The organism is Flammeovirga sp. SubArs3 (genome assembly GCF_947387565.1).
GTDB lineage: Bacteria > Bacteroidota > Bacteroidia > Cytophagales > Flammeovirgaceae > Flammeovirga > Flammeovirga agarivorans.
Genome location: NZ_CANDOA010000001.1, coordinates 316,674 through 338,965 on the forward strand (window position 1 = coordinate 316,674; position 22,292 = coordinate 338,965).

The following is a 22,292-nucleotide window of genomic DNA, read 5'->3' on the forward strand; positions in this document are numbered from 1 at the left end:
AAATAAATTCATAAAAATGAAAAACTTAAAAAATTACTTATTCGTTGTTATCGCATTTATCTTCTCTACAAATGTTATCGCTCAAAAAAGCATTACAGAAAATTTATCTGAATTGAATTTAAAAAGTGAATACAAAGGAGGCAAGTTATATGAAGCCAATGGATTTTTAATTCCAGTAATTGAAGGTTCAAATGAGGAAATGGGAGAACAATATGGTGCCTTAATGAAAGAAGAAATGCAAAAAGCATATGACTTCTTAATTCAACCAGAATTGAAAGAAGGTAAACTCGATCAAGAAACGATTCAGTTCTGGGTAAATAGAGCGTACGGGACAGGCTCTTTAAGAACTAAACAATTTTATGATGGTGTGGCCAAAGGGTCCGGTTGGTCTTTAAATGATGTTGTATTCTTAGATCAAATAATGGAATATGGTATCTATTATGGTAAACTTCATTCATTTGCAGGTTGTACATCTATTGCCGCTTGGGGTGAAAACTCTAAAGATGGAGAAATGTACATAGGGCGTAATATGGACTGGTCAGAAGCCTTTTTAAATTTCCCAACTGTACTTACTGTTAGAAAGCCTAACGATGGATCATACAAAATGGCAACTACAGGATGGCCTGGTATGTTCTGTGCTTTCACTGCAATGAACGAAGAAGGTGTTTATATTGATTTGCATGATGGTACAAGTATGGGTGGTTCTTTAGTTTTCTTAGAGAGACCGTCGATCATCAACATTCTAACTGACTTTATGAGTGAGTCGGCTTCATTAGATGCTTTGAAAGCAAAATTCAACGGAATGAATAACAGTACTTCTACGATCTTTACTATTGCTGATAGTAAAAGTGCTGCTTCGATGGAGTGTTCTTCATTAAACGGAAATAGAGTGCGCTTACCAAAAGGTGATGCGATTACCGTTGTAAATACTTTCTTGGTGGATGATTGGGGATTAGGTAAAAGAGAAACTGTAAGTAATTCGTTAAGAAGATACTCTAATATGGAAGATCGCTTAGCTGAAAGTAAAGGTAAAGTAGATGCTCAATACACAAGAGACCTAATGGATATTAGAATCTTCAATGAAGATGGTTCTTTCAAAGAAAATGGTGGGTCTACAAAGCCAGCATTACAGGATGCAGACTTAACAGTATACCAAACAGTATTTGATATCCATAATCAAAAGGTTTGGATGAAAGTTCCTGTTCCAGAGTACTTTGCTGACTGGACTGAAATCAACCTAAACGAATTATGGAAATAAAATAAATAGATTGATGGATAGAAGCGGGCCTCGTATTGAGGTCCGTTTTTTTTATACTAACTATTTTGTAAAAATAATGATTAACGATAATACACAACTACTTGACGAAAAGGTATAACTAAGTCGACATTTAAAATCGGATATTTGTTGTGTAATAAGGAGAAACAATAGATAAAAACATCTCTAGTTTCATTTAGTATTTGATGATTAATATAATGTTCGAACTTCAATCATTTCCCTTAACTAAACATTGAATTCGAACGATTACAGTGAATCAAATCGTAGTTAAGATTGACTTGTACGGGCCCCTAAAAAGGCCCGTTTTTTTATATCAAAATTTTCAGTCTTTCTCCCACTTAAAAATAGAAAAAACACGATGACGATTTTTGACAACCACTTAAAGAAAACGTACAAATCATTGCTTCAAAATACCCCGACATTTGTAATGTACTCAATTGGGAAAGACACTTAATCAACTCTTCCTAAGATCGATACAGAAATATTTTATCAATTATTAAATTATAATACAATGCAATTAGTAAAAGAATTCAAAGCGGGTAAACTTTATGTAGCAAACAATTTTTTAGTTCCAGTATTAGAAGGTTCTAACATTGAAATGGGTGAACAATACGGGGCATTAATGTTGGATGAAATGCAAAAAACATTTGATCTAGTAGTACAACCAGAAATTAACTCGGGACACTTGGACCAAGAAGCGATTGATCTTTGGGTAAATAGAGCATACGGAACAGGTTCTTTAAGAACAAAAGATTTCTATGATGGTGTAGCTCTTGGTACAGGTTGGAGTCTTGAAAATGTAGTTCTTCTAGACCAAATTATGGAATATGGAATCTACAAAGAAAAGCTTCACTCTTTTGCGGGTTGTACTTCTATCGTTTCTTATGGAGAACAATCAAAAGATGGCGGAATGTACATCGGTCGTAACTTAGACTGGAGCCCTGCTTTTAATAAATTCCCTACCGTATTTACAGTTAGAAAACCTAACGATGGTTCTTACAAAATGGCTACAGCAGGCTGGCCAGGAATGTATTGTGCTTTTACTGCGATGAATGAACATGGAGTATACTTAGATGTTCATGATGGAACAAGTATGGGTGGTTCTTTAGTCTTTTTAGAAAGACCTTCACTTCTCAACACTTTAACTGATATTTTAAGTGAATCGAAAACACTAAAAGCAGTAAAAAGTAGATTTAATGGTATGGTCAATAGCCTTTCTATCATCTTTACCTTAGCAGATAAAACAGATGCAGCTTCTGTTGAAGGATCATCTTTTGGTGGCAATAGATTACGTAATGCAAAAGAAGATACATTAGTGGTTGCCAATTCATTTTTTAATGAAGATTGGGGATTAGGTTTAAGAGAAACAGTAAGTAACTCTATGAGACGTTTCTCTAACATGACTGATCGCTTGGCTGAACGTCGTGGTGAAGTGGATGCTAAAATCACAAGAGATTTAATGGACCTAAGATTATTTAATGAAGACGGTACATTTAAAGAAAATGGTGGTTGTACTAAACCCGCTTTACAAGATGCGGATCTTACCAACTATCAAACAGTATTTGATATCAATGAGCAAAAGGTGTGGATAAAAATTCCTGTACCTGAATACTTTGCTGACTGGACTGAGATTGATTTAAAGAAATTGTGGAACTAATCACCCATCCAAAAGTCTCGGTATTCTGAAAATGAATCCGGGACTTTCTTCTCTTATATAAAACTCCCATACATCTATTAATGTCAAACTACAATGAAGAAGCTGCTTTTTATATGTCTATTTATATTATCTTCTTTTGTTCCTTTTACTTTCGCCTCAGATAATCCCAAAGAAAGTAATTGGAAGAACTTTCAAGATAGCTTGACCTTTACCTTGGATAGTCGATTAGATTTTAAATCTATCAATTATCAACAACAAACGGATCAATTGGGCAATGACCAAAGATTTCAGTTTTCTGATTTTAGGATTGGCTTAGAAGGAAAGTTTAATCAAAATTTTGGGTTTCAATTTCTCTATTCTCCTAATGATTCTAGAATGGGAATGAATAACCTATCGGATAATATCTTATATGCTAATGTTCATTATACCACACATAATGAAAGATGGCATATAAAAGCCGGTAGAAGTTTTTTAAATATGGGTACAGTGGAACAATCCTACAACCCTAATGATGTCTATACCTATTCTATTATTGGAAATAAATTAGGTGTTTTTAAAACCGGTATTACTACTGAATACCGTACCAAGAAAGGACAAAGAATAGGACTTCAGATTGTCAATGCTAATGAAGACTCTTTGGGGCATCAACTAAATTTAGAGTACAACTTTTATTGGTATGGAACACTTATTAAAGATAGAATCAAAACTTTCTTTAGTTACACAACAATCCATGATAAGACGAAGGCTTTTACTTCCACACCTTATGCCGTCAACTTAGGTGTTCGTTGGAAAATGGGGAATTGGTTATTGGACACCGATTATGCTTTTGTACAGAACATGCCCAATTTTCGGGACAATACTATGTACCAATCAATACCCATTCGTTTCATGTATAACGGTAAGAAATTTAAACCCTCTATAAAATACATTTATGACCAAGTATACTTTCTAGATGGATTAAACCCCGAAAATAGTTTAGGTGAAATGAGCGTTTTAAATACAAACCGTATCCATACTTTAGAAGTTGCTTTACAGTACTATCCATTTCCAGATAGGAATCTAAGATTTCATCTTATAGGTAGTTACGCTTCTGATACCTATCAATATAAACATGTTACCAATAGTGAATTTTTCAACTCAAAATTTACTGTTTCTGCAGGAGTAAGAATAGGTTTTGATGTGCTAAAAGGGCGGTAAATAATAGTACATTTTCCATGAAAAATATAAGGCAGTCTTTCTGATTCAGAATTTCATAAGTAAAAGTTTTGAATTCTTCCTACTAATTATTTTTATGTAAAAACCCGATTTAATTACTATTAATAAAAAATATAATCAACTGATATTCGATATTCATCCTTTTAAATACTAATACTATTTTCTTTCCCTTCTATTTCTGATTATTCAGCTAGTTCCAAAAGCAATAATTAGCATAGAAAAAGATAGTAATAATGCTGTACTATAATGATTCGTTTACTTAAAAGACCTGTTTACCTGAGCACTATTTTAATTATTCTAATTTTTATAATAGACCTTATTATACCATTAGGAGTAGCTGTAGGTGTTCTTTATGTATGTTGTATTGCCCTTTTAATTAGAGAAGACACTGCTACCACTTTAAAACTTGCTCTATTATCCACTTTTTTAACTGCAGTTATTCCAATTTTGACGATTGACTCCCATACTACATGGATGGCTTTTGTTAATCGAGGGATTTCTATTGCGTCCATTTGGGTACTTTATTTTATTGTTATCAAACACAAAAAGTTAAATGACATAAAAAAAGTCTATACCAATAAGCTAATTCATAAAAACAAAGAACAAGAACAGTTTATATATATTGCAAGCCATGATCTCCAAGAACCACTAAATACGGTGATGAGTTTTTCTAATGTATTGAATGATAAATATTATGATGTTTTAGATGAGCGGGGACGAAAATGTCTCACCTATGTTCACCAAGCCAGTGCAAGAATGAGTGCTTTGGTAAAAGCTCTTTTAGATTATGGTCGCTTAGGTAAAAATAGAGAAAAAGAGGAGATCGATTGTAATGTGATGTTAAATGATATTATTATGGATCTTGATGAGAGAATTCAAACATCACATGCTAAAATCACGATTGGTGAACTCCCTATTATTAATGGATATAAGAATGAGATAAGAATGCTCTTTCAGAATTTACTGACCAATGCCATCAAATTTAGAAGAGAAGGGCATCCACCTCAAATCACTATTAGTGCACAAAAAGAAGATAAATCTTGGACCTTCTATGTACAAGATAATGGTATTGGTATCGCAGAAGAACATAAACAAAAGGTATTCACCATTTTCCAACGCTTACATACAACTAGTGAGTATGAAGGAACAGGTATTGGTTTAGCCCATTGTAATAAAATTATCGATTTACACCATGGAAAATTATGGTTAGAATCTGAATTAAATAAAGGAAGTACATTTTACTTCAACTTACCCAAATAATTAATACCATGACAGAACAACCAAAAAACATACTACTTGTTGACGACGACGAAGCAACTAATTTCCTTAACGAAATGATCTTGGATGAAATGGGTTGTGCCAAAAGTATACACATTGCCACTGATGGACAAAAAGCCCTTAACCATTTAAATGCTCATTTTAATGATGTAGACCTCATTATGCTAGATATTAATATGCCTAGAATGAATGGGTGGGAGTTTCTAGAAAAATACAAAAGCTTGGATAAAAGCCATAGAGCTAAGATTGTTATTATCATGGTTACTACCTCGTTTAACCACGACGATAAGGAAAAAGCTGAAAACATGGCGGAAATTAGTGGCTTTTTGAATAAACCTTTAACCAAAGAAAAGATGAGTGCTCTATTAGAACATTATTTTGATGATCAGGAGGTTTAATCTTAAAGTTTGTATAAATAATCATTGTGCTAGTACCTATCAATGGATGATCCATAGTAACTTTAATAGCAATAACTATTTTTCAATCCAAACAACTAGGTACTAAGCTTACAATGAACCTTGACAACTTTAAAATTCAAATAAGAAAAATCACTGATTTCTCAGAAGATGAATGTGCGTTATTTACTCCTCATCTGAAGAAAAAAACACTAAAAAAAGGAGAATATCTTTTACAAGTAGATCAACCTGTAAATGAAATTGCTTTTATAGAAAAAGGTGTATTACGTCTTTTTTATCAATCACAAGATGGTAAAGAAGTAAATAACCATTTTTTCTTAAAGAATGACTATGCCGTTTCCTACTTAGATTTATTGAAAAGTCGTCCAAGCAGATACAGTATTCAAGCATTAGAAGATTGTGAAATAATTACATTCGATGTTCAAACGTTGACAAATGCTTATGATCAATCAAAAAACTGGGAACGCTTTGGGAGAATCATTGCTGAAAGTGTCTATGCTATTGCTACCAATAGATTCGAATCTTTCTTATTTCTATCTGCAAAAGAACGGTATTTACAAATGCTACAAGATTACCCTTTATTTATTGAACAAATTCCACTTTATCATTTAGCTTCTTATTTAGGTATTGAAAGAGAGAGTCTTAGTCGAATAAGGAAAGAAATTACTCTTTAAAATATGATTGTAACATACATCAATTTTTAAGACATCACATGAAAATACTTTTATGGTATAATAATCATTCATCTTAAAAATGTATTTACAATGAAACATCACTTCTCTCTTCTTATGGTCCTCACCACTTTATTTATATCATGTGGTACTTCTAGCAAAGTCATTGTCCCTTTAAATGAGACATTGCCTTCGACTAATGATAACTACACTATTGTTTGGGTAGGAAAAGGGAAAGCTTTTACTTTCCAAGATGGAAAGTACATAAGAAACGCAACAAATGACTATGCTTTTGAGGTAGTACAAAGAAGATATACAAATACTTGGAAGTCAATAAAAAATATGCACCGAGTACATCCCAACTACGATGGAAAAGCAGGAGAAAGAGAACAGACTATGTTTTTTGAAATCGATTACCATAAAGAAGGAAGCCAGATTAACTCCGAAATACGTTCTTCTTTAGGAAATGGAAAAGGACATTCTGATCATGAATTTAGAGAACAGAAGATACAATTCGAAGCTGAAGGAATAAGTTCTTTTGCCCCATATAATACCTACCGTATTACTCAGCACTATAATTATGAGGAAGGGGTATTGACTGAGACTGTAGAGTTGTTCAAACTAGAAAATGATATAGAATTCCCTTTTGCGAAAATAGAAGAAAAAGCATTGATATTTAGACCTACCCAATTGGCAAAAGCTCCAACATTATTTGAATAAATAATCGGGGAAGATTCTTACTAAAAAATAGCTTGAAAAGTGAAGACTTATGGATTCAAAAACTTTTCAAGCTATTTTTGTGTTGAGATCACTACTAACAAATGGAAGAACTAAAAAAATCTATCATCAAAACATACAGTATTCCCGAGGCAATAGTCGATGACTTTATTTCGTATTGGGAGGCCATTTCTATTCCCAAGGGAACTATTTTATCAGAACCTGATAGAACTGATAAGTATTTATATTTTACCCTATCAGGGTATCAAAAAGCCTACTATGTAGTAGATGGTAAACAATGTATTATTTCATTTACACAGCCGAACCATTTCACTTGTGCTCCAGAATCTTTCCTCACTAATAAACCTTCGAAATATTACTTTGAATGCATTACCGATAGTGTATTCTATCGACTCTCCTATCGAGATTTTATACTCAATACAGAGAAACATCAACATATACAACGATTTTTCATGGAAGCATTAATGGGTCTGGTTAATAATATAACTGATCGATTTATCAAACAAACTTCGTTAACTATTGAAGAGAAGTACAAAGATTTTATGAATAAGAATGCTCAACTAATACATCATATTCCACAAAAAGATATTGCCAATTTTCTAAGTATTAATCCTACTAACTTCTCGAAACTCATAAATAAAGTACCCATACAATAGTTGGTATAGACCAAGAACTATACTTCCCGTTTACTCTACATTTGAAAAAAAATCAAGAGTAATGAAACAAGTTGTATATAATCAGTACGGAAACAGTGATGTGCTAAAAGTAGAGCACAAAGACAGACCTGCTTTAAAGAAGAAAAACTCAATGCTTATTAAAGTCTCCTACTCTTCTTTAAATGCCATTGACTGGAAAAATAGAAAAGGTCACTTCAAACTATTTACGGGCTTATTTAAACCTAAAACTAAACAGGGGTTTGATGTTGTAGGTATTATTGAAGACAAATCTAAGGATGTCTCTGAATTTTCTATTGGAGACCAAGTGATCGGGCAACTTGGTAATTTTGATGGAGGTGCTTTAAGCGAATACCTTGTCGTTAATACAAAAGAGTTTGTAAAAATTCCAAAGGGAATACAATTAAATCAAGCCGCGGGGATTCCTATGGCAGGTACCACTGCCTGGATGGCATTGATGGAACTAGGAAATCTTAAAAAAGGAGATAAAGTCCTGATCAATGGCGGAAGTAGTGGAGTGGGACATTTTGCAATCCAAATCGCAAAAGCATATGGTGCACATGTAACTAGTGTCTCAAGTAGTAAAAATTTGACATTTTGTTCTCAGATGGGTGCAGATAATATAATCAGTTACCAAGAAGAAAACTTTCTAGAGAAAAAGGCTCAATTTGATATAATTTTCGATGTAGTGTTCAATTCATCTTACAAAAAAACTAAACATTTACTGGGAACCAATGGCATTTATATCGGCACTACTCCTTCCAAAACAATGGTATTTGAGCTATTGCGTTATCAAAAGGCAAAGTTTGTTGCAGTACAACCAAACAAAAACGCCCTACAAAGCCTGATACATCTTATGGAGAAAAATAAACTAAAAGTAAACATAGATAAAGAATACTTGCTGGATGATATTATCCCTGCTCATCAGTATTTAGAGAAATCTAGAACTAAGGGAAAAGTAATCATAAAAATTGCAAAATAGTACTATAAATCAGAGTGCTTACTTGGAGTAACTTGAGCAAAGTTTGGTATATTTACTATAACAATTTTAACGGTTTATAAGTTAATACCGTAATCTTGCTTTTAACCGTTAGAATTGTTACTCTACTTAAGCAAACTATACTATTCTTATGAAACTTTATACCTATTGTTCAAACTGTAAAGCTGAAATCAATTTCTCGGCATCCGTAAAAAAACGATCCGATTTGACAAAGAAATTTGAAACACAAAATTCAAATGCTATCATTTTAAGCTGCAATTGCTGTAAAACACAATCGATTAATAACATTGATTCCATTAAAGCAGAAGTCAATCAGAAAATCATTGGTTTTTCGACCATTTTCTTTGCTATAGCAGCTATTATCCTCTCTGTGTACATCTTCACATTGGCAGTAAAGTTCTTAAATATTTATACTGTAGGCGGATTAGTTTCTGTGATCAGCATTCCATATCTAATTTGTCATGCAATTAAAAACTATCTCCAAAATAAAGTGATGGATTTTAATTTTTCATAATTGATGTAAGTGATAATCATTGAGCATGATGAGTTACTCTTTTCTTTCGGGAAAAAGTAATATCTTTATTTGAGATGAACTTTAAGGAAACAAAAGGAACTTCTTGTCATGCTCACATCAAGTCAACTACAGGCGATAGAAAATGTATCAAAGACAGCTTTAATGATGAAAGAAAAATCACAAGAGCTGATTGATATGATTCTATATCAATCCAATATTGATATGGATCTCTATGTCCAATTTTATGCAAATGTTATAAAAAATGCACCTGTAGCACTTCATTTTCATCCTGATCGAATAAGCAATCAAGGAAATACCATTGCAGAAGGTTTACTGTCATCAGGTGTCTATAAAAATCAATTTGAGACCAATATTTCTTCAGGTAGTGTTTCCGCACATCTTGGTGGATTACGTGATGAATGGGAAGATGGTATTTTTAAAGGAGCATATACTCATTCCGAACCAAAAGAACGACCTAAATATGGTGCACTTCATCTAACTCACTCTGAAAGTGGTCCTGCCCCTAGATTCGGCTCTTGTTACTTTGTACTTCATCCGGAGGTAAATCAAAGAACTACTTTCACTTACGGAGATACCTATGCTTCTCCTAAAGAAGTAGGGACAATACAACAAATTGAACCAATTTTTTCAGCACTTTTCAATGACTTATCTACTAGAGGAAGTGCTTTGGGAGAAAATAATATCACCACTTTGGAGTTTATTACACTCATTAATCAGATATATCCCAAAACTATTAGTCAAAAATCATTGAGGCCGTTTTCTCATAACCTAGACTTCTATATTGAAGCACAAGTTCATGGAGAAATTTCATTGGAAAAGGATGTCTCAGAGCTAATTGTAGATTATTCATTTTTCAATACTAAAGTAGGTAATACATTGATGGCATTGTGTCAAAAATATAAGATTCAGCTTCATTGGAACTCCGGTTTAGAGTTAGGAGTAGACGAATTTCCGAATAATTTCAGAGGCCCAGAAGTACCTAAATTTGCCAAACAATTTGGCCATAATGGTAAACTAAATCCATTTCTACTAGGCAAGGCTGCACTAGAAGTAGGCAACGAATATGAAGAATTGCAAATGCTCAAGTATTTATGGCATTGCTTAGTGAAGTTTGGTAGACCTATACAAATGTAATACACCTAAGTGCTGATAAATGATAAATCACATACAAGTTAAAAAGGATTTTGGTTGGTTCATTGGAAATTTTGATAATAATCAATTCCATAATCATTATGCTCTTCAGATAAGTATTCCACTCACTGGAATTATCACCATAAATACACCAACTCATCATCTTTCCACAAAGAAAGCTGTGCTTATAAAATCCAATATTAAACATCAGGTATCATCTAAGTCTGATCATTTTATATTACTCATTAACCCTGCCTCAGTATTAGGGCATTTCTGGAATCGTTTCCTTAAGAAGGACATACAAGAAATCAATACAACAATCATTGATCATCTCATTTCTATTCTTCATCACAAAACATCTTTTCCAGACTTTATAGAACAAGTCAATTCTACTATTCAAGCAATGGAGTGCAATTGTAAAACAGCACTTCATGATGGTGATCAAAGAATAAGCAACGCTTTAGATTACCTTTATGAACATGCTGATAGAATCGTTTCACTAGAAGAAATTGCTAATTACTCTCACCTATCTGAGAGTCGATTTATTCATCTATTCAAAGAAAATACAGGTATTACCTACAGGAGAGCCCAATTATGGAATAAAATATTAGTAGGAATGCCTTTGATAGGAAATAAAACATTTACTGAAATTGCTCATCAAACCGGTTTTTCGGATAGTGCTCACTTTAGTAGAGTATTTAAAGAAAACTTTGGTTTTAGTCCTCGAGACTTTCTTCATTTCAGCCAGTTTATTCAAGTTTAATGCGGTCTGAATACTGACTTTTGTTTCATCATCAAACAATAATATAATGGAACAAAAATTAGATCTAAGTCCTAAGTTCAATCATCTTCTAGCTGCTTCAAAAATTTTAGATTTTAAGGCTGAATCATTGGAAACACTCATCGAAAAAAGAGGTTGGAGAAACCTATCTGATATGGAAAAAATCAAGGAAATATACAATTTCGTTAAAGATGAAATTGCTTTTGGTTATAACTCTAGCGATGATATCAGTGCTTCTCAAGTATTAAAAGATGGGTATGGGCAATGCAATACGAAAGCTAATCTTTTTATGGGGCTGCTAAGAGGTGTAGGTATTCCGAATAGAATTCATGGATTTACCATTCATAAAGCTTTACAGAAAGGGGCCATTACTGGAATATGGTACAAAATGTCACCCACCTTTATATTACATAGCTGGGTTGAAGTGCTCTTCCAAAATGAATGGTATAATTTAGAAGGACTTATTCTAGACCAAAAGTACCTCAACGCATTACAAAATAAATTTCAGGATTGTAAAGAGACTTTTTGTGGCTATGGTGCTTATACTGATCAATTTCAATCTCCGCAAATTGAATGGAACATGAATGACACCTACATACAGAAAAAAGGAATTCACCATGACTTTGGTTTATATAATACCCCTGATGAATTTTATAAATCACATCAACAAGAACTTGGAATCATAAAAAGATGGATGTATAGATATTTCATTAGACACCTAATGAATAATAATGTTGATAAAATAAGAAAGGGCTAGAGAAATAGAACCTCTCAAAACACTCACTATTAATGCATTATATCTTATAAATAAAAAATAGCACAATCAACCGATTTATTGATTTTTTACTTTCTGATACAATTGATCGGTTGGTTTGTTGCGTATATTTAGAAGTTAAAACCTAATTACTCTCTATTCAAAAGTTAAACCTATGAATAAAAAAACACTCCTATTTTCTCTATTCTTTGCTACTATTATTATTTCCTGTAATAATGATGAAGTCGAAACCTCAAATGATAGTGATGAAGTATCAACCTTTGGAATACGACATGACAAAGATTTATCAGATTATGAAAATGTAGCTAAAAGTAATGATACCAGTTTACCAAATTTTGATGCTGTTGTTAATTTCAGTTATAGCTTAGACGGAAGCAGTAACGAAGATTATACTGCTTCAGGAACATTGATTGATACAGAATGGATATTAACAGCAGGACATAATTTTTATGATGCAAATGAGCAGAGTTCTCCTGCTCCCCTAGAAGGCATTAAGGTTAAAATTGGGAATAACCCGAATAACCCAGATGCAGTTTATTCAGTAACAGAAATGATTCTGCATCCTACATGGTTAGCAGGAAACCAAGAATACAGTCATGCTAATGACTTATGCCTGATAAAACTCTCCTCACCCGTTCAAAATATCACTCCTGTACTCCTCTTTGCTGATGGTACCGAAAGCTTAGAAAGTACAGTTTGGTTCTGTGGCTTTGGTGATTACTCTGAACAAGCAGGCCAAGATAAAAACTCGGACTCCAAGAAACATGCAATGAGTAATACATTAGACCGCAAAGTTGATGGATTTCAGACTTCATTAAACGGTACTACCTACACTGGAGGTATTTTAGCTTTTGACTTCGACAACCCCAATGGTACTATCAACTCCTTAGGTGATGATCATATTGGAGGTTTTGAAGACCAACTTGGAACAGGAGCTAGTAGTGCATCCGCCTTAGATTATGAGGGAGCTACTGTTAAAGGGGATAGTGGAGGCCCTTTATTTGTCAAAGACAATGGTGTATGGAAACTTGCTGGCGTTTTAGCGGGTGGTGTCACTAACCCTATTCCCAACCACACTGATGGCGATTATGGAGACATCAGTATATTTATAAGAGTTTCTTCTTCATACGACTGGATATTATCGAATATGGAATAAGATCACTTGTGAAGAATAGATAATATGTCATCAACTACTTCAATCAATAAGAAGTGGTTGGTGACATTTTTCTTTCATCGAAAGGATTTCAACCAAAATAATTGTCCAATAATTTCAATTCTAAAAAAAATAGTGACAATATTATACTTAAGTTCTCATCAACAACATGTTGTAAATTAAAATAACTCAATACGCAAAAAACTAACTTCATCTTATGTACAATCAATCTATTAAATACCACCTGGATAAATTTTACGGCGATAATCCTGAATTTGGAGAAGATGGTGGAATTCATGAAAAATGGGCATGGCTAGAATTTGGCTTTTTTAAGATCCCATTCCCCAATTTTAAATCGAGAAGTGATATCATTTATCTTCACGACGTTAATCATATTATTAATGATTATGATACCACTTGGAAAGGAGAAGTCTCTGTGTCTGCATGGGAAATTTCAACCGGAATGGGGCGATTTCTTACTGGCTGGTTGTTTGCCTCTTTCGCTTTTGGCTTTGGTATTCTGACCTACCCTAAGTCTGTTTATCGAGCTTTTATGAAAGGGAGAATTACAAAAAGCCTATTCAAAATGGAGATTCCAAAAGAAGAACTATTGAACATGTCTCTGAAAGAAGTAAAGCAAATTACAAACCACGAAGAGAAAGTAAATTATCAACCAACAACAAGTGATAAACTTAGGTTTGTCCTTGCTGGAAGTTTAAGTTGTTTATTCTTCCTTTCCCCTTTTATTATTTCAATCCTATTACTTATCACACTATAGACCTTATAACACATCTCTAACTTATGGAAAGAAAATTAACAGAAGAAGAACTAAAAGAATTAGAAGCCCAACTCAGTTGTCCAGAAGGTGACAATGGTATTGAAGTGGGTAACTTGATGAACGAATCGAATATTCCAATGACTAAAAGTTCTATCCGCGAACTTGACATACAAGATGAAAATACTGTTTTAGAATTAGGTCATGGTAACTGTGGGCATCTTAATTTAATTATTGATGCCGCTGAGGATGTTTATTACTTTGGTTTGGAAGTATCAAAAACCATGTGGATTGAGGCCCAAAGGATAAATATCACCAAACAAGCAGAGTTTAGACTTTACGATGGGAAATATATACCATTTCCAGAAAATCATTTTGATAGAGTATTAAGTGTTAACTCCATCTATTTCTGGGAAGAACCCCTAGCTGTTTTGGAAAGTATTGAAAACAGCTTAAAAGTGGGTGGGCAATTTGTCTTAACCTTTGCACATCGATCTTTCATGAAAAAATTACCTTTTGTGGGAGATAAGTTTACACTCTATGAAGTGAAAGACATTCAAGAACTAATTAAACCATTAAACTTAATCATTACCGAGGTAACGAAAGAATCGGATGAGGTAAAAAATAAAAGTGGAGAAAAAGTATTGCGCACCTATTCTATTGTGAAAATGGTCAAAATGTAATCTCTGTGATACAAAAAACTTATCCTCTATTGACAAACACATTCCTTTATATCTAAATTGTATTGATTTTGACATCCAATTCATATCATAACTCTTAGTTTAAATTAACAGCATTACGAACATGGAATTCAAAGAAAAGGCAATTAAATACAAAGGTCGTATTGTTTTTATGAAGCTTTCTATGCCTTCTTTCGATCGTACATTAAAGCAATTTGTAGAAGACGAAGCCTGCTTTATGTTTGTCAATAGAGGAGCTGTTGCTGTTCGCTCACCTGAGGAATACCTGACTCTAAATAAAGATCAGGCTATGATTGCAAAATGCCTCAATTATTTTTTTGAACCTGTCAAAGATCAGTCGAAGTGTACAGACGGTATCGAATCTGTAGGCATTTTTCTATACCCTTCCCTAATTAAAGATCTTTTTGAATTTGATGTATCCTCTTCTCAACATAAAGTTGATTACAATATTAAACAAGTTCAAGTTGATTTGCTGCTTGACAACTTCAGACAGAGTATCGACATCCTATTAGAAAACCCTGATTTAGCAGACGAAGGGATCATAAAAACTAAACTAAAAGAGTTTATCCAATTAATATATAAATCACAAAATGCTCCTTCTGAATTAGACTTTCTATCTGCTCTTTTTCAACCCAACGATATTGATTTCAAGAAGGTCATTCAACAAAACCTCTACGCCAATCTTTCCCTTGATGAATTGGCTTTATTAACCCACTTGAGTATTTCCTCTTTCAAAAGAAAATTTAAAGAAGTATTTAACGAAAGCCCTAAAAAATATATTAATAGAAAAAAGGTAGAAAGGGCGGCTGAACTACTGAAATCTACAAAAGATAGAATTTCTGATATTGCGTATGATGTTGGGTTTGATTCTTTAGCTACGTTTAATAGAAACTTTACAGCAGAACTGGGGCAATCTCCATCAGAATTTCGAATGAACTAAAATGAGAAGTTCTTGAACTAAACTGTAAAAAGATCCTTTGAATTTTCAGAGACATTTGTTGTGTACTAATTAATAAAACAAAGTCATGAAAAATTCAAAGACGTTAAAAGTATACTTACTACTCTCTGGTATATTACTCTCTATTATTGGAGCACTCACTTCTTTCAATCCTATCGAGATCAAAGCAAATGAAGGAATCATTTTAGCTGGAAATCCTAGTGCTTTAAATGATGTTCGATCATTTGGTATGTTACTGATTGCTACAGCCTTGTTTAGTAGCATTGGAGTTTTCAAAGAATCAATTCGAAAACCAGCCATTATCTCTGTTTTCACTCTCTTCTTATCCTTAGGCCTAGGCCGTGTTTTAAGTATTGCATTAGATGGTTTCCCTTCCGATGGAATATTAAAAGCGACAGTGCTCGAACTTGTATTAGGTATTATCGGAGTAACACTTTTCAGTGTTTATAAAAATAAATCAACATCTACTCATTAAATTATCAAAAGCTCTAGAACGATGAATAAAACAATTATGATCACCGGTGCTAATTCTGGTATTGGAAAAGAAACCGCAAGACAATTAGCCTTACTCCAAGAAACTGAAAAAATCTATCTGGCTTGTAGAAGTATAGTTAAAGCCGAAGTGGCAAAAAAAGAACTGATCGAAAGTACAGGAAGAGATATATTTGAAATCATCATTATGGATGTTTCCCAACCAGAAACCGTAAGAAAGGCGATTCAAGAATTTAATGGTACTATAGATGCATTAATAGAGAATGCAGGTGGAACTGGAGGTAAAACCCCAGAAAGGTTAACCAAAGATGGAGTAACCGAACTCACAGCCAGCAACTTACTAGGTCATGTCGTATTAGTCGATGAATTACTAAAGGCCAACAAATTAAATAACGTGGTCCTTTTTGCCAGTTCAGAAGCTGCTAGAGGAATTAAGAAAATGGGTATGCTACGCCCTAGCTTAGAAACATCAAGTACAGAAGAGTTTATCTCTGTATTTAATGGCAGTAAGTTTGGAAACAACTTTGATGCTTTTCAAATCTATGGCTGGATAAAATATGGAGGATCACTATGGATTTCTTCAATGGCAAGAAAACACCCAAACATCAAGTTTCTAAGTATGAGTCCAGGGGCCACTAGAGGAACAGGTGGAATGGATGATCTGAGCTTTATTAAAAGAATATTTCTAAAACATATCGGGATGAAATTCATTATGCCGATGCTAGGGTTATCCCATTCATTAGAAAGTGGTGCCCAAAGATTTGTAGAAGGTATAAATAATCCTTTCTACAAAAGTGGTAAATTCTATGCCAGTAAGAAAAACGTATTAACTGGTAAAATGATTGACCAAGGTACAATTTGGAGTGATTTAGATAACTCTAAGTTCCAAGAAAATGCTGATAATGCTATCCATAGTTTTATAGCATAAATTACTTATTTTCAATGAAACTGAGGGTTTAGAATTAGATTTCTAAGCCCTTTTTTAATAACCTAAGCTTAATATTAGAAATACTTGTTCGGTATGACCTTTGATTACTATTTTTACATAAAGCAAACCAAAAACTAATTAAAGTAACATGCAATCAACAAGTATTTTTAAACAATTAAAAAGCGTACTTCTATTCTCTCTTTGTCTACTTTGTTTCTCTTGTGGAGAAGGTAGTTATGACATTGGATCTGATGACTTCAGCGAATCTGCAGAAGATAGTAGCGGAAGTACAGGAGGGCCACAATCTGGGTTAGTGACTGCTGGAGAATGGAATGATTTATCGAATTGGGAATTTTGGAACGACCTTCTTCAGGAAGATGAATTTTCTATTGCAGCGGCTCAATGGAATATTAACACCAATAACCGTTTCTCGTTCTTTGTTACTAACAATTCTACCCCTGTTATCAATGCTAAAATAGAATTGTTGAAGGATGACACAATACTCTGGACTTCCAAAACGGATAATCATGGATATGCAGAAGTATGGCTCGGGGCCTATGAGTATCAATACCAATCAACATTTAATAGTTTTTCGATAAAAGTAAATGATGAGTTGCTATCCCATCAACTGATTCCATTTGACGAAGGGGTCAATGAAATGAATATCACATCTGAGAGTAGTGATTTAAATAGAGTGGAGATTTCATTTATAGTAGATGCTACAGGTTCAATGGATGATGAATTGGAATTTTTAAAAGAAGACCTAAAAAGTGTTATTGAAAATGTAATGCAAAGCAACTCTACTCTGGATATCTATACTTCAACCGTTTTTTATAGAGATGAAGGAGAAGAATATGTTACCAGAAAATCCGATTTCACCAATCAACTTTCGGAAACGATAGCGTTTATCACTCAACAAGAAGCTGACGGAGGTGGCGATTTCCCTGAGGCTGTTCATACCGCCTTGGATCTTAGTATTAACGAATTACAATGGTCAGAAAATGCTAAAACGAGAATTGCTTTTTTACTTCTTGATGCACCTCCACATGAAAACTCACAAATCCTTGATGATATAAAAGATACTATACAAGAAGCTTCAAGACAAGGAATAAAGATTATTCCCATTGCAGCAAGTGGTATCGATAAACCCACAGAATTTCTTTTACGATATATGGCAATTCTTACTAATGGAACTTATGTGTTTATCACCAATGATAGTGGTATTGGTAATGATCATTTGATACCAAGTGTGGGTCAGTACGACGTAGAATACCTAAACGAATTAATGATACGTCTAATCAATGAATATTCAGAATAAATATATTTTTCAATGAACTTAAATCAGATTACAATTCCATCTTTGGACTTGTCTGTTTCAATCCCATTTTATCAAAAGTTGGGGTTGAAACTTATCGTAGATGCTCCGCCTCATTATGCAAGGTTCGAAAGTCCAGAGGGTAGCACTACCTTTTCCATTCATTTAGTAGATCAACTGCCACAAGGTGATGGTGTTTGGGTCTATTTTGAAAGTGAAAACTTAGATGAAAAAGTAGAAGAGTTTCTCGCTAAAGGGTTCGTTTTTGAGGAAATGCCCAATGACAAATCTTGGTTATGGAGAGAAGCAAGACTAAAAGATCCGGACGGCAACCAATTGATTCTATATTTTGCTGGGGAAAACCGATTAAACCCACCTTGGAGAGTATAATCCATGAATTTGCTTTACTAAAACCTATTATTAAGCAATTTATTTTTTCACCTATTTACCCTTCCTTTTGTCATGATTGCCATGTGACAAAATCTTACAAGCACTATTTTCTTCTCTCTTGAAAGAGTATATAACACTCAAAACACGTTATAGACTACTAACTGTTTTGTTTAGGACTTAATTTTGTGATCAATCTTTTGATGATAAAACAAACTACTTTTTTCTCTTTCAAACTACTTTATTAAATGACTTATGAAAAAATTATTTACTCTTCTATTCATCATTCAAACTCACTTATTATTTTCTCAGGATATTAATATTCCAGATGAAAACTTCTTACACTCTGTCATTGCACAAGGTTATGATATAAATGGTGATAGTATTATTCAAGAAACTGAAGCTTTAGCGGTGACTAAATTAAATCTGTACCAAAAAGGTATTGACGATTTTACAGGCCTCACTAGCTTTACCAATTTAACTTGGCTAGATATATCACATAATTATACACACAAGGCTCCTGGTTTTCCTATGGATTTTACCATGATGGAAAACCTAACCTACTTGGATGCTTCTGTCAATAATTTTAATGCTGTGAATGTTGTGGGTCTAACACACCTGGATACGCTAGATATCGAACAGTTAAACTTAAATACTTTTGATTTCACAGGCCTAGAAGGCTTAAAATATCTCGATATACATTTTAATAATTTTAGTACGATAGATTTATCTATTCTAACTTCCTTAGAATACCTAGCCATTCATTACAATAATCTATCGACACTAGATGCCACCCCTTGTAAAAATTTGAAATGGTTGGCTGTCGGTAGTAATCCATTACTAAGTATTGATGTGACAGGCCTTACGGAATTAGAAACGCTCTACCTCACAAAAGTAGATATCAGTGAACTTGACTTATCTACTCAAACCAACTTGGAACGATTAAGTCTATCTTATACAAACCTTCCAAGTGATTACACTTTTGATGCCCTACCTAGTATAGAATACATTTCTATTGCTCATAATGGTTTCGAAAATATTGATGTGAGCCATCTTTCTACATTGGAAGAATTAAGTCTACCATACAATAGTGTAGATAGTTTGAATATATCGGGACTTGAGAAGCTTGAACGCTTAAGTTGTGCATTTAATGAAATGGATACTTTGGTTTTAGAAGGCTGTAAAAGCCTAAATAATATTAGAGCATGGGAGAATAATCTAAGAAATTTAGATTTATCTGACTTGAATAACTTACAATATCTGTTTGTTAGTGATAATGAATTAACAGATATAGATGTCTCAAATCTTGATAGTTTACTCTCAATCAATGCTCATGGAAACATGATAAGTGAACTTGATTTATCTAATAATCCATTAATCACATACCTATCGCTTCAAGAAAATGATTTAACAAGTTTAGACATCTCTCACCTTGATAGTTTAACTACGCTATATGTACAGGATAACAATAATATGACCTGTTTATCTCGTCTGCCAGATAAACTTAAAGTTTTAGACATCAACAATACAGATATTCAATGTATTGCTAACTACCCTGAAGCATTGGTTGAATACGCTAATTTATTACCAGGTTTTGGTATCTTAGAACGTTTAACTTTATGTCTTCCTGACAATAATACAAATGATTGCCCTACTAAACCGACAGTTTATGGTAATGTATTTTATGATTACAATAAGAATGGAATCAAAGATGAGGGTGAAAATAATTTTGAAGGATTAGAAATTACTTTTAACCCTGGAGAGCAAGTATTCACCACAGATAAAGAAGGTTATTATTATGCTGTATTAAGTGATACAGGTACTTATACTGCCACGATTTCTGCTCCTGAATATTTCGATGCCATTCCGGAATCATTTGACGTCAGTACGAATGATTATTCTGATCAAATCATCCAAGATTTACCACTACAAGCCAATAAAGAGTTCAATGATTTACAAGTACGTATACCGTATCATACTAGAGCTAGACCAGGTTTCAATATGATTTATGCTGTCGAAGTACTCAATCATGGTTCACTACAAGCACAAGATATTATCATCGAATTGGATGCTCCAACTTTTGAAATTGCAGATACTTTAAGTGGTTTTGTTGTCAGCAATGATAAGATCTATTATACCATCGATCAATTGAATGTAGGAGAAATAAATAAAGTCTACTTATATGGTAAAACAGCTCTCGATGCATTAGGCGAACAAGTGGAAACTGAGGCAAGTATCAGTGCATTAGATTTTTCAGATGATAATACAGAGAACAATACTGACAAAGTTTCCTTTGAAGTTACGGGATCTTTTGATCCTAATGACAAACAAGCGATTGACTCCATCACCGTCTCTCATATTGAAGATAGAACACCGATAGAATATTTAGTGCGCTTCCAAAATACAGGAACAGATACTGCATTTGATGTTCATATCCTCGATACTATATCGAACAAATTAGATTTAGAGACTTTTGAAGTGGTCAGTGCCTCTCATGATTACAATGCGGTATGGTATGCTGACAGTGTGGTTGTATTTGCTTTTGAAAATATACTTCTACCTGATAGCACTAATGATGAACCAAACAGTCATGGATATATCCGCTATCAGTTAACACCTAAAACGACCGTTAGTGAAGGTGATAGTATATTTAATACTGCACAAATTTACTTCGACTTCAATGATCCGGTAATCACGAATACTGTACAGACAATTGTTTATAATACTCCAATAGAAGAAGAAACAGAAGAGGAGACGGAAGAAACAAATGAAGAAGTGACTTCCGAAGAAGACACTGAATCTTCTGACGAAACAACCGAAGAAGTGACGAGTATCGATTTAAATAAAAAGGAAGTACTATTTTACCCTAATCCTGTAAAAGGTGATAAACAAATTCATGTTCGTACTGATGGTTGGGTAAATGTTAGCATTTCTGATTATACAGGTAGAACTGTTTACTCTAAAGAAATGGTTGATCAAACTTTCTATGTCAATCAACTTTCACCAGGTTTCTACATCCTAAGATATACTACAAATGATAATGTCTCTGGAGTTGTTGAATTGATAATTAGTGAATAATTACGTTCAATTTCATATTTAAAAGATGGCTATTTCTTAAAGGGTTTACCTAATAGGAATAGCCATCTTTTATTTTAATCCTATTATTTCAAGGTATCTTCATATTCTTTGCTATAACTGAAAATACCCCCCTCATTGATCAATCTGATTGAAAAATATGGCTTCAAATCAAGTCATTTTCCTTATTCGATATTATTATTTCCGATTTCGATAACGCCCCTCATAATATAAAAACAACATTTGCACTCATTATTTATAAACAGTCTAAATAATTATTTAGACTAGAAGATGAAATATTGAAACTCTTGTTGATGGCTTTCTTCTTATGAATAGACACTATAGAAACATCTACTTATCT

The 22,292-nt window shown here is 33.4% G+C and carries 22 protein-coding genes; all 22 read left to right on the plus strand.

Features of this window, described 5'->3' with window-relative positions:
* The first annotated feature begins 16 nt into the window (after positions 1 to 16).
* The 22 genes from QL232_RS01345 (at position 17) to QL232_RS01450 (ending at position 21,934) form a co-directional block, all read left to right on the plus strand.
* On the plus strand, positions 17 to 1,258 hold the full coding sequence (locus QL232_RS01345; protein ID WP_281612733.1) for a C45 family peptidase: 1,242 nt from the start codon (positions 17 to 19) through the stop codon (positions 1,256 to 1,258).
* A 529-nt stretch (positions 1,259 to 1,787) separates the two neighbouring features.
* A complete protein-coding gene (locus QL232_RS01350; RefSeq protein ID WP_281612734.1) occupies positions 1,788 to 2,933 on the plus strand; it encodes a C45 family peptidase in 1,146 nt (381 codons plus the stop codon).
* 93 nt (positions 2,934 to 3,026) lie between these two features.
* Positions 3,027 to 4,130 (plus strand): porin, encoded by a 1,104-nt coding sequence (locus QL232_RS01355; RefSeq protein ID WP_281612735.1) that lies wholly within the window; start codon positions 3,027 to 3,029, stop codon positions 4,128 to 4,130.
* 264 nt (positions 4,131 to 4,394) lie between these two features.
* On the plus strand, positions 4,395 to 5,408 hold the full coding sequence (locus QL232_RS01360; RefSeq protein WP_281612736.1) for an ATP-binding protein: 1,014 nt from the start codon (positions 4,395 to 4,397) through the stop codon (positions 5,406 to 5,408).
* Positions 5,409 to 5,416: 8 nt separating this feature from the next.
* A complete protein-coding gene (locus QL232_RS01365) occupies positions 5,417 to 5,824 on the plus strand; it encodes a response regulator (RefSeq protein WP_168882179.1) in 408 nt (135 codons plus the stop codon).
* 113 nt (positions 5,825 to 5,937) lie between these two features.
* The gene (locus tag QL232_RS01370) at positions 5,938 to 6,516 is read left to right on the plus strand and encodes a Crp/Fnr family transcriptional regulator (RefSeq protein ID WP_281612737.1); all 579 of its coding nucleotides are present in this window, start codon (positions 5,938 to 5,940) and stop codon (positions 6,514 to 6,516) included.
* A gap of 90 nt (positions 6,517 to 6,606) precedes the next feature.
* A complete protein-coding gene (locus QL232_RS01375) occupies positions 6,607 to 7,233 on the plus strand; it encodes a hypothetical protein (RefSeq protein WP_281612738.1) in 627 nt (208 codons plus the stop codon).
* A 101-nt stretch (positions 7,234 to 7,334) separates the two neighbouring features.
* Positions 7,335 to 7,907 carry a Crp/Fnr family transcriptional regulator gene (locus QL232_RS01380; protein WP_281612739.1) on the plus strand — a complete coding sequence of 191 codons (573 nt, stop codon included), beginning with the start codon at positions 7,335 to 7,337 and terminating at the stop codon, positions 7,905 to 7,907.
* A 61-nt stretch (positions 7,908 to 7,968) separates the two neighbouring features.
* Entirely contained in the window at positions 7,969 to 8,907 is a 939-nt protein-coding gene (locus QL232_RS01385; RefSeq protein ID WP_281612740.1) for an NAD(P)-dependent alcohol dehydrogenase, read from the plus strand.
* Positions 8,908 to 9,055: 148 nt separating this feature from the next.
* A complete protein-coding gene (locus QL232_RS01390; protein WP_281612741.1) occupies positions 9,056 to 9,439 on the plus strand; it encodes a hypothetical protein in 384 nt (127 codons plus the stop codon).
* Positions 9,440 to 9,547: 108 nt separating this feature from the next.
* Entirely contained in the window at positions 9,548 to 10,594 is a 1,047-nt protein-coding gene (locus QL232_RS01395) for a DUF3626 domain-containing protein (RefSeq protein WP_281612742.1), read from the plus strand.
* A gap of 19 nt (positions 10,595 to 10,613) precedes the next feature.
* Positions 10,614 to 11,354, plus strand: a complete 741-nt coding sequence (locus QL232_RS01400) for an AraC family transcriptional regulator (RefSeq protein ID WP_281612743.1) — start codon at positions 10,614 to 10,616, stop codon at positions 11,352 to 11,354.
* A 46-nt stretch (positions 11,355 to 11,400) separates the two neighbouring features.
* On the plus strand, positions 11,401 to 12,129 hold the full coding sequence (locus QL232_RS01405) for a transglutaminase-like domain-containing protein (RefSeq protein ID WP_281612744.1): 729 nt from the start codon (positions 11,401 to 11,403) through the stop codon (positions 12,127 to 12,129).
* A gap of 172 nt (positions 12,130 to 12,301) precedes the next feature.
* On the plus strand, positions 12,302 to 13,303 hold the full coding sequence (locus QL232_RS01410; RefSeq protein WP_281612745.1) for a trypsin-like serine protease: 1,002 nt from the start codon (positions 12,302 to 12,304) through the stop codon (positions 13,301 to 13,303).
* A 214-nt stretch (positions 13,304 to 13,517) separates the two neighbouring features.
* A complete protein-coding gene (locus tag QL232_RS01415) occupies positions 13,518 to 14,078 on the plus strand; it encodes a hypothetical protein (RefSeq protein ID WP_281612746.1) in 561 nt (186 codons plus the stop codon).
* Between the two features lie 23 nt (positions 14,079 to 14,101).
* On the plus strand, positions 14,102 to 14,758 hold the full coding sequence (locus tag QL232_RS01420) for a class I SAM-dependent methyltransferase (RefSeq protein ID WP_281612747.1): 657 nt from the start codon (positions 14,102 to 14,104) through the stop codon (positions 14,756 to 14,758).
* A 121-nt stretch (positions 14,759 to 14,879) separates the two neighbouring features.
* Positions 14,880 to 15,716, plus strand: a complete 837-nt coding sequence (locus tag QL232_RS01425; protein WP_281612748.1) for a helix-turn-helix domain-containing protein — start codon at positions 14,880 to 14,882, stop codon at positions 15,714 to 15,716.
* Between the two features lie 85 nt (positions 15,717 to 15,801).
* Entirely contained in the window at positions 15,802 to 16,209 is a 408-nt protein-coding gene (locus QL232_RS01430) for a DUF4345 domain-containing protein (RefSeq protein ID WP_281612749.1), read from the plus strand.
* A gap of 21 nt (positions 16,210 to 16,230) precedes the next feature.
* Complete coding sequence (locus tag QL232_RS01435) at positions 16,231 to 17,154, plus strand: SDR family NAD(P)-dependent oxidoreductase (RefSeq protein ID WP_281612750.1); 924 nt, start codon at positions 16,231 to 16,233, stop codon at positions 17,152 to 17,154.
* Between the two features lie 148 nt (positions 17,155 to 17,302).
* A complete protein-coding gene (locus tag QL232_RS01440) occupies positions 17,303 to 18,472 on the plus strand; it encodes a vWA domain-containing protein (RefSeq protein WP_281612751.1) in 1,170 nt (389 codons plus the stop codon).
* Positions 18,473 to 18,484: 12 nt separating this feature from the next.
* On the plus strand, positions 18,485 to 18,859 hold the full coding sequence (locus tag QL232_RS01445; RefSeq protein WP_281612752.1) for a VOC family protein: 375 nt from the start codon (positions 18,485 to 18,487) through the stop codon (positions 18,857 to 18,859).
* A gap of 252 nt (positions 18,860 to 19,111) precedes the next feature.
* Positions 19,112 to 21,934, plus strand: a complete 2,823-nt coding sequence (locus tag QL232_RS01450; protein WP_281612753.1) for a T9SS type A sorting domain-containing protein — start codon at positions 19,112 to 19,114, stop codon at positions 21,932 to 21,934.
* The last annotated feature ends 358 nt before the right edge of the window (positions 21,935 to 22,292 follow it).

Coding starts and splice junctions, on each gene's coding strand:
- QL232_RS01400 (WP_281612743.1), top strand. CDS start 10,614: ATGATAAATCACATACAAGTTAAAAAGGATTTTGGTTGGTTCATTGGA.
- QL232_RS01390 (WP_281612741.1), top strand. CDS start 9,056: ATGAAACTTTATACCTATTGTTCAAACTGTAAAGCTGAAATCAATTTC.
- QL232_RS01345 (WP_281612733.1), top strand. CDS start 17: ATGAAAAACTTAAAAAATTACTTATTCGTTGTTATCGCATTTATCTTC.
- QL232_RS01435 (WP_281612750.1), top strand. CDS start 16,231: ATGAATAAAACAATTATGATCACCGGTGCTAATTCTGGTATTGGAAAA.
- QL232_RS01445 (WP_281612752.1), top strand. CDS start 18,485: ATGAACTTAAATCAGATTACAATTCCATCTTTGGACTTGTCTGTTTCA.
- QL232_RS01385 (WP_281612740.1), top strand. CDS start 7,969: ATGAAACAAGTTGTATATAATCAGTACGGAAACAGTGATGTGCTAAAA.
- QL232_RS01360 (WP_281612736.1), top strand. CDS start 4,395: ATGATTCGTTTACTTAAAAGACCTGTTTACCTGAGCACTATTTTAATT.
- QL232_RS01365 (WP_168882179.1), top strand. CDS start 5,417: ATGACAGAACAACCAAAAAACATACTACTTGTTGACGACGACGAAGCA.
- QL232_RS01405 (WP_281612744.1), top strand. CDS start 11,401: ATGGAACAAAAATTAGATCTAAGTCCTAAGTTCAATCATCTTCTAGCT.
- QL232_RS01375 (WP_281612738.1), top strand. CDS start 6,607: ATGAAACATCACTTCTCTCTTCTTATGGTCCTCACCACTTTATTTATA.
- QL232_RS01440 (WP_281612751.1), top strand. CDS start 17,303: ATGCAATCAACAAGTATTTTTAAACAATTAAAAAGCGTACTTCTATTC.
- QL232_RS01415 (WP_281612746.1), top strand. CDS start 13,518: ATGTACAATCAATCTATTAAATACCACCTGGATAAATTTTACGGCGAT.
- QL232_RS01395 (WP_281612742.1), top strand. CDS start 9,548: ATGCTCACATCAAGTCAACTACAGGCGATAGAAAATGTATCAAAGACA.
- QL232_RS01450 (WP_281612753.1), top strand. CDS start 19,112: ATGAAAAAATTATTTACTCTTCTATTCATCATTCAAACTCACTTATTA.
- QL232_RS01420 (WP_281612747.1), top strand. CDS start 14,102: ATGGAAAGAAAATTAACAGAAGAAGAACTAAAAGAATTAGAAGCCCAA.
- QL232_RS01425 (WP_281612748.1), top strand. CDS start 14,880: ATGGAATTCAAAGAAAAGGCAATTAAATACAAAGGTCGTATTGTTTTT.
- QL232_RS01370 (WP_281612737.1), top strand. CDS start 5,938: ATGAACCTTGACAACTTTAAAATTCAAATAAGAAAAATCACTGATTTC.
- QL232_RS01430 (WP_281612749.1), top strand. CDS start 15,802: ATGAAAAATTCAAAGACGTTAAAAGTATACTTACTACTCTCTGGTATA.
- QL232_RS01355 (WP_281612735.1), top strand. CDS start 3,027: ATGAAGAAGCTGCTTTTTATATGTCTATTTATATTATCTTCTTTTGTT.
- QL232_RS01380 (WP_281612739.1), top strand. CDS start 7,335: ATGGAAGAACTAAAAAAATCTATCATCAAAACATACAGTATTCCCGAG.
- QL232_RS01410 (WP_281612745.1), top strand. CDS start 12,302: ATGAATAAAAAAACACTCCTATTTTCTCTATTCTTTGCTACTATTATT.
- QL232_RS01350 (WP_281612734.1), top strand. CDS start 1,788: ATGCAATTAGTAAAAGAATTCAAAGCGGGTAAACTTTATGTAGCAAAC.